Genomic DNA, 14,642 nt, shown 5'->3' with positions numbered 1-14,642 from the left:
TGAGGCCGCGATGACGCGACATCCGACGCGGGTCTCCGACCTGCTTAATCCGGCCGCGGCGCTGGCGCCGGCGGCCAACGTGATTATGCAGCTGGCCCATCCCGGCGTCGGTTACGGCGTCCTCGAGAGCCCGGTCGACAGCGGCAACGTCTACAAGCATCCGATCAAACGAGCGCGCACCACGGGCACCTATCTGGCCGCGGCCACAATCGGAACCGACGCCGACCGCGCGCTGATCCGGTCCGCCGTGGACACCGCCCATGCTCAGGTCCGCTCGACCCCGGCCAGCCCGGTGTCCTACCGCGCCTTCGATCCGCAGCTGCAGCTGTGGGTGGCGGCCTGCCTGTATCGCTACTACATCGATCAGCACGAGTACCTCTACGGCCCGCTCGATGATGCCGCGGCCGACGCGGTGTATGCCGACGCGAGCCGGCTCGGCACCACACTGCAGGTGCGGGAAAGCATGTGGCCGGCCGACCGGACGGCCTTCGACGAGTACTGGAAGCGATCCCTTGACGACCTGGCGATCGACCCGCCGGTGCGCGAGCATCTCAAAGGCGTTGCGGCCATGACGTTTATGCCCTGGCCGGTGCGGGCGACGCTGGGCCGGTTCAACTTGTTCGCGACCACCGGTTTCCTGCCGCCCGAGTTCCGCTCGATGATGCGCCTACCGTGGGGCACCGACCAACAGCGCCGGTTCGAATGGCTGCTCGCCGCCCTGCGGCTCGCCGACAAGCTGATCCCGCACCAGGCCTGGATCTTCGGTTATCAGCTGTATCTGTGGGATATGCGGGCCAGGGCCCGCCGGGGTCAGCGGATCGTCTGACACACCGGAAGTCGTTGCGAGGGGGAACATGTCGACGAAGATTCTGACGGCCGGGACAGTGATCACGATGGATCCCGCGCGTCCACGCGCGGAGGCCGTCGCAGTGTCGGACGGCCGGATCGTGGCGGTGGGTTCGGTCGCGGAGTGCCGCGAGGATCACCCCGATGCGGAGCTGATCGATACCGGCGTGGCCGCCCTGCTACCGGGACTTGTTGAGCCGCACAGCCATCCGGTTATGAGTGGGGTGGCGACCCAACCACCGGCCCGCTCCATCGCGCCGTGGGACGCCCCGACCTGGCCGGATGTCGAAGCCATCTTCGCCGACGCCATCGCCAACACAGACCCGAGCACGCCGCTGCTGTTCGCCGGATTCGACGCACTGCTGCACAAGCGCCCGTCGCCGAAGGCGCCGGAACTCGACCGCATCTTCGGCGACCGAGTCGCGGTGGTGACCGACAACTCCGGGCACGGTGTGTATTTCAACAGCGCGGTGATGAAACGCAACGGTTGGCACACCAGTCCCCCTGCCGATCCGACCGGCGGTCACTTCAGCCGCAACCCCGACGGAAGCCTCGACGGCCAGGGCTTCGAGACGCCGGTGTTGATCGCCGTCGCCGGACCGATCCTTGCCGAGCTGGGCAACCCGTTGGTCAGTGCCGCCGAGTACTACGCCTGGATGTCCCGCGGCGGCTACACGTCGACGTCGGACATGACCTACGACCCGAACCTCAAGGCCGCCTATGAGGCGCTGGCCGCCGCACCGTCCTGCCCGTTGCGGATCAGCATGTGGGAGATGTCGACCACCGGCACCTATAACGATGCGGAAACCTTCACTGCCGCAGAGACTTTACTGGTCAAGCAGGGTGTCAAACTCTGGACCGACGGCTCGCCGTGGATCGGCAACATCGCCATCTCGTTCCCGTACCTGAGCACCCAGGCCACCAGGACCGCAGGCATCGACCCCAGGGTGGCCGGCGGGGTGCAGTCGATGAACTACAGCCGCGAGCAGCTCGACGCGATCCTCGACATCGCCGCACCCACCGGCTGGCAGATGGCCTTCCACGCCAACGGCGACCTGGCCATCGAGCTGGCCCTGGACGCCTACGAGGATGCATTGGTGCGGCACAACCTGATCGGCACCGATCACCGCTGGCGGCTCGAACATCTTGGGGCGGGTACTCGCTCGCTGTTCGACCGGGCTGCGCGGCTGGGCGTGCACGTCTCGATGGCGCCGTTCCAGTACTACTACTGGGGCGAACTGCTGGACGGCCAGATGTTCGACCATGAGCACGGCAGCCGGTGGGCGCCGTTCGCCGACGCGGTGGCCTCTGGCGCGGTGGTCTCACTGCACAACGACGGGTCGGTGTCACCGCCCACGCCGGTACTCAACATCCAGACCGCGGTGACGCGACGGACCCGGGCCGGCAACGTCCACGGCGCCGACCAGGCGATCACCCTCGACCAGGCGCTGCGCGCCCACACCATCAACGCGGCGCGAACCCTGCACCGGGACAAGCTGATCGGGTCATTGGAGGTCGGCAAGCTCGCCGACTTCACCGAGCTGACCGCGGATCCCTACGCGGTGGATCCCACCGAGCTGGCGGAGAAGGCACAAGTGAGCGGTACCTGGCTCAGCGGTGAGCGCATCGATCTGGCCGCGTTCACCGGCGCGGTCAGCGGCGCCGAGCCCGGCCAGCACGCACACCTAGCCGATCATCCCCGCCATACCTGCTGTTGACGTCAAGCTCTACCCGTCCCCAGCGCCCCAGTCGTTGCCCGGCCACGACGAGCCAGCCGGGTACGAAGCGCCCTCGGGATACGAGCCGCCCTCGGGATACGAAGCCGACGGCAAGTTACTTCCAGGCCCAAACGACGATGAGACGCGGGACTGGACCGCGGGCGCCATGTCATACGGGCGCCATGTCATATCCGTAGCTGTTGTTGCCATCGGCGGCCCCAAGCGTCCCGTCCGGGTTGACCACGTTGTGTCCGTCGGCGGCGGCCATTCCGGCCCCGGCGAACAGAGCGAAGCCCACCCTCCTGATATGCGTCCCCCGACGGATTGGTGTCGGACATAATCGAACGCTAGGCGCGCTGGATGCTCTAGCCGCCAGTAGTCGAGTACTCGACTTTGATACGGCAGACAGATAGGGACCACCATGACCTTTCCCACCCTTGCCCACGTCGCGGTCACGGTGCGTGATCTCTCGGTCAGCGTGCCGTGGTACCGCGCGCTCATCGGCTCGGATCCCGTGCTCGACGAGGACACCGACGCCGGGTTCCATCACTCGGTGTTCTTACTCGACAACGGCACTCTGTTGGGGCTGCACCAGCACACCACCGCCCCGTCGGATCAGCCGTTCAGTGAGCACAACATCGGGCTGGACCACATCGGGTTCGGCTGCGCGGATCTCACCGAGCTCGCGCAGTGGCAGGCCAGGCTCGAGGAGTTGGGCATCGCCCACGGTGGCATCGTCGAGGCGCACTACGGTTCCGGGCTGAGCTTCCGCGACCCCGACGGCATCACGCTGGAGTTCTTCGCCCCACCTGCCGCTTAAGGCAGCGTCGTCTTCATCAGCTGGACGTTGTAGTTGCCCCAGATCGACAAATTCCAGTAGATGTCCTGGCCGGTGGACAACGGGTCCATCATCGGGGCGTAGAGACCCGGGTACTGCAACGACGTCACCAGCGTCGTCGCGGCCGACCAGGTGCCCTCCGGCGAATCGGCGGTGCGTATCACCACGCTGCCGACGCTGCTGGAGTACATCGCCACGTACTTGTTCAGATACGTGTTGTATTGCACCGACATCTCGCTGACGTGCCCGCTGGGGCCGCCGACTCCGAATATGCCGGCCACAAAGCCGCCGAAGAACAGGCCCAGTTGGCCGAGGATTCCGCCGGCGTACTGGTTACTGCGGGTCGCAGGCAGGATCGGGACCGCGGCGCCGGGCTTACCGGCCACCCACGTGCCGCCGTCCCAGTACTCGTATTTCGTCAGGTCCAGGATGTCGGCCTCCTTGACCCGGGAGACGTACGCCGAGCCCAGCCGGCCCGACGGGGTCCCGTAGGAGTAGACGTATCCGGCGTCGGGAGAATCGGGGGGCGGCTTGACGAAGGCGCCCTGCTGAAAGTTCTGATTTCCGTATGCGAATGGCGTGCTCGACCGCAGCCAGCTGGCCGCGCGAATGGTCTGCGGTGCGACCGTCCAGTTCTGGCCGTTGTCATCGGAGTAGGCGATCGCCGAGTAGTTGGTGGTCCATGCGCCGCCGAAATCCCACGACCGCACCGACATGAAGTTGACGTATTGCCGTGCGCCGTACTGATTGTCGTAGGGCACGGAGATGGCTGCGGTGGGGATGATCGTCACTTCGGAGCCGAACGGCCCGAGATACCGTGCGTTGCCCGGGATCACCTGCTTGGACATCCCGGCCGAGTTCAACGGGGATCCGGCGAATGGATTGGTCGTCGACCCCGGGGCGAAGGTCCGGGTGATCGGATCGGTGGTGCGCAACAGCACGTTGGAGCGCCAGGCACCGGTCATGCTCGGGCCGCTGAAGGTGTCACCGAAGATCATCAGCACCTGATGGTTGGCGCCGGTCATGCCGTTGTCCCACATGACGCCGACGTCGGTGCCGGAGATGCCGAATCGGCTCGGCGTCAGGGTGTTCGGGCCGGTGACCCAGCCCTCCTTGGTGGTGACGGGTGCGGTGGCGACGGCGGCTGTGCTTACCGCGGGAAGCTTCCGGGTTCGGGACCCATTGTCGGACACCGCTTTCGCGGTCTTAGGTGCCGCAGTCTTGGCTTTCGGCCGCGGCGAACGGTTGGCGGCCGAGTGGGCGCTCGACGTGGTGCGACTGGCCGACGGGCCGGAATCAGCCGCATCGGCCGAGGCGACGCCGCAGCCCGCGGTCACCGCTGCGCCCACGCCCAGTGCCACGGCAAAGCCACCGATTCCGCCGATATAAGTCGCTGTGCGCATGGCCACCCCCGTTGCTCGCCTGCCCAAGTATGTTATGCCGTCCCCCATTCGGTGGATGCGCAATTCCGCCGGAACACGGTCCACTTGGCGGACAGACGAGCCAGGTAGGCGAGCGCAGTATTCGTCTCGTGCCTCGCTCAATCAGGGCAGGCCCAAAAACCTCGGAGGACATGATGACTGCACAAATCACCAAGCGTGCTGCAGGACTCTTCGCCAGTGTCGTCGCCGCCGGCGGACTGGCCCTGGGCCTGGGCTTCGCCCCCACCGCAAGCGCAGCCGACGGCTGCGGGATCGGCTTCCACCTCGATGGCCCCAACTGCGTGGTGAACGTTCCCGGCCCCAACGCCCACTTCATCAGCCCCAACTGCTGGATCAACATCAACGGCGACGAGCGCTGCTACGCCCCGTAACGCCACACTCACTCGACATATCCCTTCCGGGGCTCCCGGAAGGGATATTTCGGGCGCTCGTTCGGGCGCATTGCGGGGCAAGGCCATAACACTGCAGCACCGCGGTGAATACCTTGTGGCCCTATGAGCACCCACTTCGACACGTTCCTGATCGGCGGCCGGTGGACCACACCGAGCTCGAGCGAAGAGCTCGTTATGGTCTCCCCCAACGACGGGCAGCGGCTGGGCACTGTTGCCGCGGGCGTCCACGCCGATATCGATGCCGCGGTCGCCGCGGCCCGGGCCGCCTTCGAAGCACCCGACGGCTGGCCGAATTGGCCGGCGGACAAACGGGCCGCGGCGATGGAAACCCTTGCCGACGCCCTCGATCGGCGTAGTGAGCAGATCGCTCGGGCGGTCAGCTCGCAAAACGGCATGCCGGTCGCGATCGCCGGCCAACTCGAGGCGGTCTTCCCCCAGGTGCTGCTGCGCTACTACGCGCAGCTGGCCCGCACCGAGCCGTTCAGCACCGAGCGTCCCGGGCTGCTCGGTGGGCAGACCACCATCACCCGCACCCCGGTGGGCGTTGTGGGCGCGATTGTGCCGTGGAATTTCCCGCAGGTGCTCAGCGCGTTCAAGTACGCCCCCGGGCTCGCCGCGGGCTGCACGTTCGTGATCAAGCCCGCGCCCGAGACAGTCTTCGACGCCGTCCTGTTCGCCGAGGCGGTCGCCGAGTCCGACATCCCGGCCGGGGTGATCAACGTGGTGCCGGGCGGGCGCGACACCGGCGCCTATCTGGTGGCGCACCCCGGCATCGACAAGGTGGCGTTCACCGGGTCCACCCAGGTCGGTCGGGAGATCGCCACGGTGTGCGGTGGGTTGCTGCGGCGAGTGACGCTGGAACTCGGCGGCAAGTCCGCGGCGATCATCCTCGACGACGCCGACCTGGATCTTGGCGTGATCGGCGAGAAGCTGTTCGCCGCAACGCTGCTCAACAACGGGCAGACCTGCTTCATCGGCACGAGAATCCTTGCGCCGCAGTCCCGCTACGCCGAGGTCGTCGATGTCGTGACGGCGTTGGCGGATTCCCTGACCGTCGGCAATTCACTGGATCCGGCCACCCAGATCGGGCCGCTGGTCAGTGCCCGCCAGCGCGACCGCGTCGAATCCGCCATCGCCGCCGCCAAGAACAGTGGGGCGCGGCTCACCACCGGCGGCGGCCGCCCGAGCGGGCTGGACACCGGATGGTTTGTCGCGCCTACGGTTTTCGCCGACGTGTCCAACGACAGCCCGATCGCCCGGGAGGAGATTTTCGGGCCGGTGCTCACGGTCATCGGCTACCACGACGACGAGGACGCGGTGCGCATCGCCAATGCCAACGCCTACGGCCTTGGCGGCTCGGTGTGGACCACCGATCCGCAGCGTGGGTTGGCGGTCGCCAAGGGCGTGCGCACGGGGACCGTCGGGATCAACCATTACCTGCCCGATCCGACCGCCCCGTTCGGCGGTGTGAAGGCCAGCGGACTGGGCCGAGAACTCGGGCCCGAGGGGCTTGGCGCCTATCTGGAGCTGAAGTCGATCTACCAGCCCGCGGGCTGATCAGGCCTTCAGCGAGATGCCGTCGAGGAGTTGGCCGAGCCCAGCGCGGAACTCCCCGACGTGGCTTTCGTCGCCGTCGTCGAAGGCGCCTGCGTCCAGCGCCGACGCCAACGCGGGCAACTGGCTCGGGTCAATCACACTGCGCAACAGACCGGGGTAGTCGGGGCCTTCGGTGGGTGCCTCGATCGCCAGCGCCGCGGCGCCGCGGACGAAGTGCAGCACCGCCAGGACGGCGGCCAGCTTGTCGCGCTCACCCATACCCGTTTTACTCAGCGCGGCCAGGCCGGCATCAAGCCAGGCCAACTGGCCAGGGTCGGCCGGCGGCCCGCCGGCCGATGCGGCCAGGATCCACACATGCCGGTGGTAGACGTCCCACAACCCGCAGGCCCAATCGCTAAGGGCGGCACGCCAATCCGCGCCATCAGCGAGGGTCGGCGGCGGCCCCGATGCGGCTGAGAGCATGAACACGACCAATTCGTCTTTGTTGGCGATGTGCCGGTACAGCGACATCGTGCCGCAGCCAAGGCGCTCGGCAAGCCTGGCCATGGACAACGCACCGATTCCGTCGGCATCGGCCAGTTCGATCGCGGCGGTGACGATGCGCTCGCGGCTCAGGGGGGCTTTTCGGTCGGGCATCGCAGTCAGCCTAACCGACGGACATCGCGAATGCGTATAGCGTACGCTTTTGCGTATGGCATACGCAAAAGTTCTCTCCCTGGTCGTCGTGGCATTCCTCGCGTTCTCCCTGCCGCCCTATTTCACCGGCCACACCCGGGTGCCGGCAACGTTCGCGCTGCACTACCCACTGCTGGTCGGGCACGTGATGTTCGCCGCGGTGGCGATGATCATGGCCGTCGTGCAGATCTGGCCCGGATTGCGCGACCGGCATCCGGTCCTGCACCGCCGGTGTGGCCGCGTGTACGTGCTCGGCGCGATCCCGGCAGCCGTCTGCGGCCTGGTCATCGGAGCGGCAACCCCGTTCGGGCCGTTCCTCGCAGTGAGCAACGTCATGCTGGCCTGCCTGTGGCTGTGGTTCACCACGACCGGATACCTCGCGGCACGGCAGCGCCGATTCCGCGAGCATCGCCGTCAGATGATCCTCAGCGCCACGCTGGCGTTGTCCATCATCGCCAATCGAATCTGGACACCGATCATCTTTATCTCGCTACAGCCGTTGCAGGACAGCGTCTTTGACGGCAACAAGGATCACTACCTGTGGTTCGCCGCAGGTCTTGGCGCGTGGCTCGGCTGGACGATACCGTTCTTCACGGTACGACGGCGGCTCAATCGCCGGCTGGCTACCGTGTCCTGACCGGCAGCCGTGCCCAACCCCGGACACTGGATGTTCGTCCCCTGCTGGCATTCTCGTAGTCCACGTCCCAGTCGGTCCACCTCTTGAGGACCTCCTCGATGGCCACCCGCGCTTCGAGTCGCGCAAGCGCGGACCCGAGGCAGAAGTGCAGCCCCTGCCCGAAGCTCAGGTGCCCACCCGTGCGGTGGATGTCGAAGCGGTCCGGGTCGGGGAATCGTGAATCGTCCCGGTTCGCCGACGCGTTGACCAGCAGCATGTGTGACCCCTCGGCCACCGTCTGCCCGTACAGCTCGACATCTTTTGCCACGTAACGCGCCTGGACGGGAGACGGCGGCTCATAGCGCAGCGCCTCCTCCACCGCGGACGGGATCAGCGACGGATCGGCGACGAGTTCGTGCCGCTGCTCGGGGGATTCGCCGAGCAACTCACCCATGGCGCCGATCAGCCGGGCGGTGGTTTCGTTACCCGCGCCGGCGATCATCGCGGTGTAGGCGACAACCTCGGTGCGCTCCAGCGGGCGTCGGGTCCCATCCGGGTCCTCGACCTCGGCGTTGAGCAGTTCGGTCATCAGATCGTCGGAGGGATGGGCCGCCCGCCACTCGATGTACTCGACGAACATCGCAATCGCATCCTGGAAGACCGTCGGGCTGACATCTCCCAATTCGGAACCCACAGTGATCAACGTGTCGTTGTTGTCACGAATGGCCTGCTGGGCTTCCTCGGGAATGCCGAGCAGATAGCCGATCGTCCGCATCGGCATGAACGCGCCGAGGTCGGCGACGAAGTCGAAACCGTCACTGTCCCGGAGGGGCTCGAGTGCCCCCGAGCAAAACTCACGCACCATGTCTTCGACGGCGAGCATGCGGCGCGGGGTGAAGACCCGGGACAGCAGGCGGCGGTGCAGATCGTGTACCGGCGGGTCTTCGAACAACAGGATTCCCGGCGGCACCTCGATGCCGCTCGCCAAGATGTCCAGAGTCGTGCCCCGGCCCGATCGGTAGGTCTCCCAGTCCATCAGGCCACGCGACACGTCGTCGTATCGGCTCAGGGCATAGAAGCCGTATTTGTCGTTGAAGTACAACGGGGCTTCTTCGCGCATCCGCCGCCACACCGGGTACGGGTTGTCGTCGATCGTGTAATCGTAAGGGTCATAGTACAACTCGACAGTTATCTCGCTGTTCATGATGCAGACCTATCTTGGTTGATTCGGAACGCCAGGGAAGAGCTGCTCGGTTGGGCCGACGGTCACGTAACCACCCAGCTTCGTCGCGAGGTGTGGCGCGAAGACCGCACCGTACAGAAGGTGTCCGACGATCACGACGGCGACGACCGACAGCACCCCGGCGCCGATCTTGCTCGACGAGCGCTTGTCGGCCCACACCTCGATCACGTTGCGGCCCTGGTCATCCGTACGTCCGAGCAGGTACGCGAACACCATCATCTGGATGCCCATCGCGATGGAGTCGTAGATCGGGTACTGGTGTTTGGTGCCTTCGAAGATCGCCAGCCCGGGAATCACGTAGCCGTAGTAGAAGACGCCGAGCTGGGCGCCCACCACCGCGTTGAAGAACAGTGCCCAGGAGAACCCGACCGCGAAGCCGGTGATCAGCAGCGTCTGCGGTCGACGCCACCCGAATCGCCCGACCAGCCAGCGGCCGATGGCGGCGCCGATCAGCGCCGGGAACACGAAGTACGAGATGTAACCGATCGGCACCGAGGACGGCAATCCGCCACCCCAGGTCACGTTCATCGGCCACCACGAGGGCATGCGCGGGAGCGCGGGCGGGAACTGCGCGTACATCGCCCAGTCATAGGGCGCCTCGATCCACGAAAATGAGATCGCCGAGATCGAGACCAGCAACAGCGGGTGGATTCGGCCACGACGGACGCTCAAATAGACACCAACGGCCAGCAGCACCGCGCCGCCGATATAGGCGAACGAGAGGCCGGCGATCATCACCGGCGTCAGACCGGTGTTCATCGGTCCCGTGCTTCCGGATCCCGTGCCTCCGGATCCCGTGCTTCCGGATCCCGTGCTTCCGGATCCAAGTAGACGACCACGCCGAAGATCAGCACGATCAGACCCAACAGCGTGCCGAGCATGATTACGGCGCCCACATTGGCCCCTTTCACCGTTAGTAATAGTGGACACTATTACATTGGCAGTGGTCAAGGCCCGACTATGGTGAAAACCGGTGCCCCAGCAAAAAGCCGTCAAGAAGCAGAGCGCCGCCGAGACCCAGGCCGGCCGGCGGGCGCGCGGTGAAGCGCGTCGGCTGCTGCTCGACGCCGCACGTGATCTGTTCGCGCGCAAGGACTATCGCGCGACCACCACCCGGGAAATTGCCGAGTCGGCCGGCGTCAGTGAATATCTGCTGTTCCGGCACTTCGGCTCCAAGGCGGGTCTGTTCCGGGAAGCCCTCGTCGTGCCGTTCACGAGCTTCCTCGACGAGTTCCGGCAGACCTGGCAGTCCGTGGTTCCCGAGGACACCGACGAGGAAGAACTGTCGCGCCAGTTCATCGGACCGCTCTACGACGTTCTCGTCGAGCATCAGGGACTGGTGCTGACCCTCGTGGCCTCCGAAGGGCTCAGCGAGGAGGACATCGAGGCGGCCGGCATCGCCGACATCCGGCGGGCACTGTCCGTACTCGGCCAGATCAGCGCCGAAGGTATGAGCCTGCGCGGGTTGCGGTCGAATCAGCCGGATCTGCCGGCGCACTCGACCGTGGCCATGATCGTCGGCATGGTCGCACTGCGCTCGACCTTCTTCGGGAACAAGCCTCCTTCGCGGGAGGCGATCATCGACGAGCTGGTGCAGGCGACCCTGCACGGCTTTCTGCACCGGCCCGGCTGAGTACCGCTATCCCCCGATATTGTTATCCCCCGGATATTGTTATCCGCCTGGGCCGTTGGGCCACTTGAGCAGTGAGCCACCGTCCACCCGGATCTGCTGCCCGGTGATGTAGCGACTGTCGTCGCTGGCGAGGAACACACTGAGGTTGGCCATGTCCTCGGGTTCGATGTACGGAATCGGCATCGCCTGAAACAGCGTGAACAGCGGCTCGGCGTCCTCGCGGGTGGCCTGCTTGCCCGCTTGGGTCAGGTCGGGCCGGAACATGCTGTACATCCCATCGTTCTGCAACAGATGGGTGTTGCAGTTGGTCGGGTGGATCGCGTTGACCCGGATCATCCTGTCGGCCAGCGCCAGTGACATTTCTTCGACGTACTCGATGATCACCCGCTTGCTCCAGCCGTACCCACGGCCACCGGGTCCCATGTTCGGATTGTCGGTGGTTCCCCGGATCATGCCCGCCGTCGAGCCCGTGACGATCACCGACGCCCCGTTGGGAAGGTGCGGCACCGCGACGGCAACGGTGTTCATCACGCCGAGCAGGTCCACATCGCTGGCGTCGACGAACGCCATGGCGTCGTGTGGGCGTCCCATGGCCATCGGCAGGATTCCGGCGTTGGCGACGACGATGTCGATCTTGCCGAAGCTCGCCACGCCCGCCTCGACGGCGTCGCGCAGTTCGTGGCGCTCGCGGACGTCGGCGACCGTGGCCAGGACCTGACGGCCGAGCTCCTTGATCGAGCGCTCGGTCTCGGCCAGGTCGTCGGGCGTGGCCAATGGGTACGGGTTGGACGGGATGTCCCGGCAGATGTCGACAGCGATGATGTCGGCACCTTCCCTGGCCATCGCGATCGCGTGCGCCCGGCCCTGCCCGCGGGCCGCGCCAGTGATGAATGCGACCTTGCCTTCTAGCTTTCCGGTCATTCTGTCTCCCTCGACGTGAACGTGATGTGCAGCTCGCTGAGCCCGCGCATGATGAACGTCGGCTCGTATTGGTAGTTCCGGTTCTCGGCGGGACCGTGGTCGGATTCTGAAATTCTGATGTCCTTCATGCGATCCAGGATCCGGTTCAGCGAAATTCGTCCCTCGGCCCTGGCCAGCGGTGCACCCGGGCACGAGTGCACGCCGCGGATGAACGCGATCTGCTCGCGCACATTCGGCCGGTCAGGGCGGAACTCGTGCGGCCGCTCGAACTTCTCGGCATCCCGGTTGCAGGCGCCCGGCAACAACATCACGGTCGTTCCGGCGGGGACCGTCACGTCTCCGATCGTCGTGGTGGTGCGCGCCATCCGGAAGTGCGCCTTGACCGGGCTCTCCATCCGCAGAGTCTCTTCGAGGAACGCGGGGATCTTGCTGCGGTCCTCGCGCAGCGATTCTTCGAATCCCGGGTTGTCACCGATGAATCGCACCGCCGAGCTCACGAGCTTCGTCGTCGTCTCGCTTCCGGCAGCGAAGAGGAAGGTCGAGAGATTCACCACATCCGCGAGATCGGGTGTCGAACCGTCTTCGTACTTCGCCAGCGCGAGTCCGGTCAGCACATCCTCGCGCGGCGCGCGCCTGCGCTCGTCGAGATAGCGGTGGAACCTCTCGTTCAGCCACTCCAGCGGATTGTGCGACGCGGGCGCATCTTTGCCGATTTCACCGACGGTCTCATTGGCGAATACTGCGGTGAAGTCCTCATGGTCCTGTGCCGGCACACCCAGGAGGTCGGCAATGACCAGCAGCGAGAAGGGCTTTGCAAAATCAGCCAGGAATTCAGACTGCCCCTTGGCGATAAAGGTGTCCAGCTGCTGATCGGCCAGCCGCCACATGAAGTCTTCGTTTTCTTTGAGGCGCTTGGGCGTGATCAAGGTGTTCATCAAGCTGCGGGTGCGGGTGTGCAGCGGCGGGTCCTGCGACGTGATGTGTTCGGCCATCGGCACGTTGGCGCTGTGCTGCTCGATCAGTTCGGTGACGTCATCGGTCTCACCGGGGGTGATCGGCATACCCGAGAACGGTCCCGCGACCGATACGCACGACGAGAACGCCGGGTTCTTGTACACACTCAGCGCGGCCTCGTAACCGGTCACCGCCAGCACGTTGAAGGCGGTCGCCGGCGTTACCGGGCATTTCGACCGCAGGTGGTCGAAGTACGGATACGGGTCGGGTACCAGTGTTTCGTCGGTGAAGAAGTCCACGACATCGAAATCGGTCAAAACAAGAACTCCTCAATTCGCTGGGTAGGCAACCGATTTGATCTCGGTGTACTGGTCGAAGCCAGCGGTGCCGTTCTGCCGACCCACACCGCTGGCCTTGTATCCCCCGAACGGGGTGTCGGCGCCATAACCGGCGGTGCCGTTCAAGCCGATGAACCCGGCCCGCAGTCGCCTGGCCACCGACAGGGCTCGATCAAGGGAGCCCGCCATGACATTGCCGGCCAGGCCGTACGGGCTGTCGTTGGCGATGCGGACCGCGTCGTCCTCGTCGTCGAACGGGATCACCGAGAGCACCGGGCCGAAGATCTCTTCCTGCGCGATGGTCATGGAGTTGTCGACATTGACGAAAAGCGTTGGCCTGACGAAATATCCCTTGTCGAGCCCGTCGGGCGCCTCGGCGCCACCGACGAGCAGGGTTGCGCCCTCCTCGACACCCTTCTGGATGTAGCCGCGGATGCGGCTGCGCTGCCGATCGGAGATCACCGGGCCACACAGTGTGCCCGGGTCCTGCGGATCGCCGGCGGCGACGCCTTCGTAGATGCCGCGGAGAATCTCCACGCCCTCGTCGTAGCGGGATCGGGGCAACAGCAACCGGGTGGGATTGGCACAGCCCTGGCCGGCGTGCATGCAGGGGGCGATGCCCATCATGCAGCCGAGCGCGAAGTCCGCGTCTTCCAGAACGATCGTCGCCGACTTGCCGCCGAGCTCCAGGAACAGGCGCTTCATCGTCGCGGCGCCCTTTTCCATGATCCGCTGGCCCACCACCGTCGATCCGGTGAACGAGATCATGTCGACCTTCGGCGACAGCGTGAGTTCCTCGCCGACGAAATGATCCGACGCGGTGACAACGTTGATCACGCCCGGCGGGATATCGGTGTTCTCGGCGATCAGGCGGCCCAGCCGGGTCGCGTTGAACGGCGTGTTGGGCGCCGGCTTGAGCACCATGGTGTTACCGGTCCCCAGCGCCTGACCGATCTTCTGGATGGTGACCTCGAACGGGAAGTTCCACGGGACGATTGCGCCGACGACGCCGACCGGTTCACGCCAGACCTTGCGGGTGGTGTTGACACCGGTGACCGACACGACGGTGTCACCCAACGAGGTCTCCCAGGCGTATTCGTCGATCAGTTGGACCGGGTACCGCAGCGCATCAGCCAGCGGCGCATCGAGCTGCGGTCCGTGGGTGATGGCCCGCGGGCAACCGACCTCGCGGATGAGTTCCTCGCGCAACTCCTCCTGTTCGCCCTCGATTGCTTCCTGCAATTGCAGCAGGCACTTCTGCCGGAAGGCGTGGTTGGTCGCCCAGTCGGTGTCGTCGAAGGCCCGCCGCGCCGCGTCGATGGCGCGGTGCATATCCGCTGACGACGCATCGGCCACCTCCCCGAGGATCTCCTCGGTCGCGGGATTGATGTTGGCGAAGGTGCCGGACTCGCCGTCGACGAGCTTGCCGTCGATCATCATCTTCGGCTCAAAACGTGTGTCAGCCATTA

At 65.7% G+C, this 14,642-nt stretch carries 16 protein-coding genes; 7 read left to right on the top strand and 9 right to left on the bottom strand.

Annotated features, from left to right (window positions below; all coding sequences use genetic code 11):
* Nucleotides 1-10 precede the first annotated feature (10 nt).
* A complete protein-coding gene (locus SLQ31_RS13080) occupies nucleotides 11-826 on the top strand; it encodes an oxygenase MpaB family protein (RefSeq protein ID WP_319433219.1) in 816 nt (271 codons plus the stop codon).
* A gap of 28 nt (nucleotides 827-854) precedes the next feature.
* Nucleotides 855-2,564 (top strand): amidohydrolase, encoded by a 1,710-nt coding sequence (locus SLQ31_RS13075; RefSeq protein ID WP_319433217.1) that lies wholly within the window; start codon nucleotides 855-857, stop codon nucleotides 2,562-2,564.
* Between the two features lie 169 nt (nucleotides 2,565-2,733).
* Here SLQ31_RS13075 and SLQ31_RS13070 read toward each other — a convergent pair whose 3' ends face one another.
* On the bottom strand, nucleotides 2,734-2,862 hold the full coding sequence (locus SLQ31_RS13070; RefSeq protein WP_319433215.1) for a hypothetical protein: 129 nt from the start codon (nucleotides 2,860-2,862) through the stop codon (nucleotides 2,734-2,736).
* 123 nt (nucleotides 2,863-2,985) lie between these two features.
* Here SLQ31_RS13070 and SLQ31_RS13065 point away from each other — a divergent pair, with 123 nt between their 5' ends.
* Nucleotides 2,986-3,384: a VOC family protein gene (locus SLQ31_RS13065; protein WP_319433213.1), complete on the top strand. Its 399-nt coding sequence runs from the start codon at nucleotides 2,986-2,988 to the stop codon at nucleotides 3,382-3,384.
* Here the strand turns inward: SLQ31_RS13065 and SLQ31_RS13060 are convergent.
* The gene (locus SLQ31_RS13060; protein ID WP_319433211.1) at nucleotides 3,381-4,805 is read right to left on the bottom strand and encodes a DUF4185 domain-containing protein; all 1,425 of its coding nucleotides are present in this window, start codon (nucleotides 4,803-4,805) and stop codon (nucleotides 3,381-3,383) included. The genes SLQ31_RS13065 and SLQ31_RS13060 overlap by 4 nt on opposite strands.
* A gap of 173 nt (nucleotides 4,806-4,978) precedes the next feature.
* On the opposite strand from SLQ31_RS13060, the gene SLQ31_RS13055 reads away from it, so the two are divergent.
* Together SLQ31_RS13055 and SLQ31_RS13050 are read left to right on the top strand one after the other, a co-directional pair.
* Nucleotides 4,979-5,215, top strand: a complete 237-nt coding sequence (locus SLQ31_RS13055) for a hypothetical protein (RefSeq protein ID WP_319433209.1) — start codon at nucleotides 4,979-4,981, stop codon at nucleotides 5,213-5,215.
* A gap of 123 nt (nucleotides 5,216-5,338) precedes the next feature.
* Entirely contained in the window at nucleotides 5,339-6,793 is a 1,455-nt protein-coding gene (locus SLQ31_RS13050) for an aldehyde dehydrogenase (protein ID WP_319433207.1), read from the top strand.
* Here the strand turns inward: SLQ31_RS13050 and SLQ31_RS13045 are convergent, their stop codons facing one another.
* Nucleotides 6,794-7,429: a TetR/AcrR family transcriptional regulator gene (locus SLQ31_RS13045; protein WP_319433205.1), complete on the bottom strand. Its 636-nt coding sequence runs from the start codon at nucleotides 7,427-7,429 to the stop codon at nucleotides 6,794-6,796. It abuts the gene before it with no gap.
* A 55-nt stretch (nucleotides 7,430-7,484) separates the two neighbouring features.
* Between SLQ31_RS13045 and SLQ31_RS13040 the strand changes: the two genes are divergently transcribed.
* Complete coding sequence (locus tag SLQ31_RS13040) at nucleotides 7,485-8,105, top strand: DUF2306 domain-containing protein (protein ID WP_319433203.1); 621 nt, start codon at nucleotides 7,485-7,487, stop codon at nucleotides 8,103-8,105.
* Here the strand turns inward: SLQ31_RS13040 and SLQ31_RS13035 are convergent.
* Genes SLQ31_RS13035 through SLQ31_RS13025 form a run of 3 tightly spaced genes read right to left on the bottom strand, consistent with a single transcriptional unit; the run spans nucleotide 8,092 to nucleotide 10,223 of the window.
* On the bottom strand, nucleotides 8,092-9,288 hold the full coding sequence (locus tag SLQ31_RS13035; protein ID WP_319433201.1) for a cytochrome P450: 1,197 nt from the start codon (nucleotides 9,286-9,288) through the stop codon (nucleotides 8,092-8,094). The genes SLQ31_RS13040 and SLQ31_RS13035 overlap by 14 nt on opposite strands.
* Nucleotides 9,289-9,297: 9 nt before the next feature.
* Nucleotides 9,298-10,086 (bottom strand): spirocyclase AveC family protein, encoded by a 789-nt coding sequence (locus SLQ31_RS13030; RefSeq protein WP_319433199.1) that lies wholly within the window; start codon nucleotides 10,084-10,086, stop codon nucleotides 9,298-9,300.
* On the bottom strand, nucleotides 10,083-10,223 hold the full coding sequence (locus SLQ31_RS13025; RefSeq protein WP_319434706.1) for a hypothetical protein: 141 nt from the start codon (nucleotides 10,221-10,223) through the stop codon (nucleotides 10,083-10,085). Before SLQ31_RS13025 ends, SLQ31_RS13030 begins: the two co-directional genes overlap by 4 nt.
* Before the next feature lie 77 nt (nucleotides 10,224-10,300).
* On the opposite strand from SLQ31_RS13025, the gene SLQ31_RS13020 reads away from it, so the two are divergent.
* Nucleotides 10,301-10,960 carry a helix-turn-helix domain-containing protein gene (locus SLQ31_RS13020; protein WP_319433197.1) on the top strand — a complete coding sequence of 220 codons (660 nt, stop codon included), beginning with the start codon at nucleotides 10,301-10,303 and terminating at the stop codon, nucleotides 10,958-10,960.
* Between the two features lie 39 nt (nucleotides 10,961-10,999).
* Here the strand turns inward: SLQ31_RS13020 and SLQ31_RS13015 are convergent, their stop codons facing one another.
* From SLQ31_RS13015 to SLQ31_RS13005, 3 genes are read right to left on the bottom strand one after another with little or no spacing between them, the layout of a single operon-like run.
* Nucleotides 11,000-11,881 carry a mycofactocin-coupled SDR family oxidoreductase gene (locus SLQ31_RS13015; RefSeq protein WP_319433195.1) on the bottom strand — a complete coding sequence of 294 codons (882 nt, stop codon included), beginning with the start codon at nucleotides 11,879-11,881 and terminating at the stop codon, nucleotides 11,000-11,002.
* Nucleotides 11,878-13,152, bottom strand: coding sequence for a cytochrome P450 (locus tag SLQ31_RS13010; RefSeq protein ID WP_319433193.1), 1,275 nt, complete (start codon nucleotides 13,150-13,152; stop codon nucleotides 11,878-11,880). The genes SLQ31_RS13015 and SLQ31_RS13010 overlap by 4 nt, the downstream gene beginning before the upstream one ends.
* 12 nt (nucleotides 13,153-13,164) lie before the next feature.
* On the bottom strand, nucleotides 13,165-14,613 hold the full coding sequence (locus SLQ31_RS13005; protein WP_319434607.1) for an aldehyde dehydrogenase family protein: 1,449 nt from the start codon (nucleotides 14,611-14,613) through the stop codon (nucleotides 13,165-13,167).
* Nucleotides 14,614-14,642 lie beyond the last annotated feature (29 nt).

The organism is Mycobacterium sp. RTGN5 (genome assembly GCF_033804465.1).
In the GTDB taxonomy this organism is placed as follows: domain Bacteria; phylum Actinomycetota; class Actinomycetes; order Mycobacteriales; family Mycobacteriaceae; genus Mycobacterium.
This window is presented reverse-complemented; position numbering and strand designations above follow the sequence as displayed.

Excerpts from the sequence above, each read along its gene's own strand:
- SLQ31_RS13060 (WP_319433211.1), bottom strand. The coding sequence starts at position 4,805 with ATGCGCACAGCGACTTATATCGGCGGAATCGGTGGCTTTGCCGTGGCA.
- SLQ31_RS13015 (WP_319433195.1), bottom strand. The coding sequence starts at position 11,881 with ATGACCGGAAAGCTAGAAGGCAAGGTCGCATTCATCACTGGCGCGGCC.
- SLQ31_RS13080 (WP_319433219.1), top strand. The coding sequence starts at position 11 with ATGACGCGACATCCGACGCGGGTCTCCGACCTGCTTAATCCGGCCGCG.
- SLQ31_RS13040 (WP_319433203.1), top strand. The coding sequence starts at position 7,485 with ATGGCATACGCAAAAGTTCTCTCCCTGGTCGTCGTGGCATTCCTCGCG.
- SLQ31_RS13050 (WP_319433207.1), top strand. The coding sequence starts at position 5,339 with ATGAGCACCCACTTCGACACGTTCCTGATCGGCGGCCGGTGGACCACA.
- SLQ31_RS13035 (WP_319433201.1), bottom strand. The coding sequence starts at position 9,288 with ATGAACAGCGAGATAACTGTCGAGTTGTACTATGACCCTTACGATTAC.
- SLQ31_RS13065 (WP_319433213.1), top strand. The coding sequence starts at position 2,986 with ATGACCTTTCCCACCCTTGCCCACGTCGCGGTCACGGTGCGTGATCTC.
- SLQ31_RS13045 (WP_319433205.1), bottom strand. The coding sequence starts at position 7,429 with ATGCCCGACCGAAAAGCCCCCCTGAGCCGCGAGCGCATCGTCACCGCC.
- SLQ31_RS13005 (WP_319434607.1), bottom strand. The coding sequence starts at position 14,613 with ATGATGATCGACGGCAAGCTCGTCGACGGCGAGTCCGGCACCTTCGCC.
- SLQ31_RS13055 (WP_319433209.1), top strand. The coding sequence starts at position 4,979 with ATGACTGCACAAATCACCAAGCGTGCTGCAGGACTCTTCGCCAGTGTC.
- SLQ31_RS13030 (WP_319433199.1), bottom strand. The coding sequence starts at position 10,086 with ATGAACACCGGTCTGACGCCGGTGATGATCGCCGGCCTCTCGTTCGCC.
- SLQ31_RS13075 (WP_319433217.1), top strand. The coding sequence starts at position 855 with ATGTCGACGAAGATTCTGACGGCCGGGACAGTGATCACGATGGATCCC.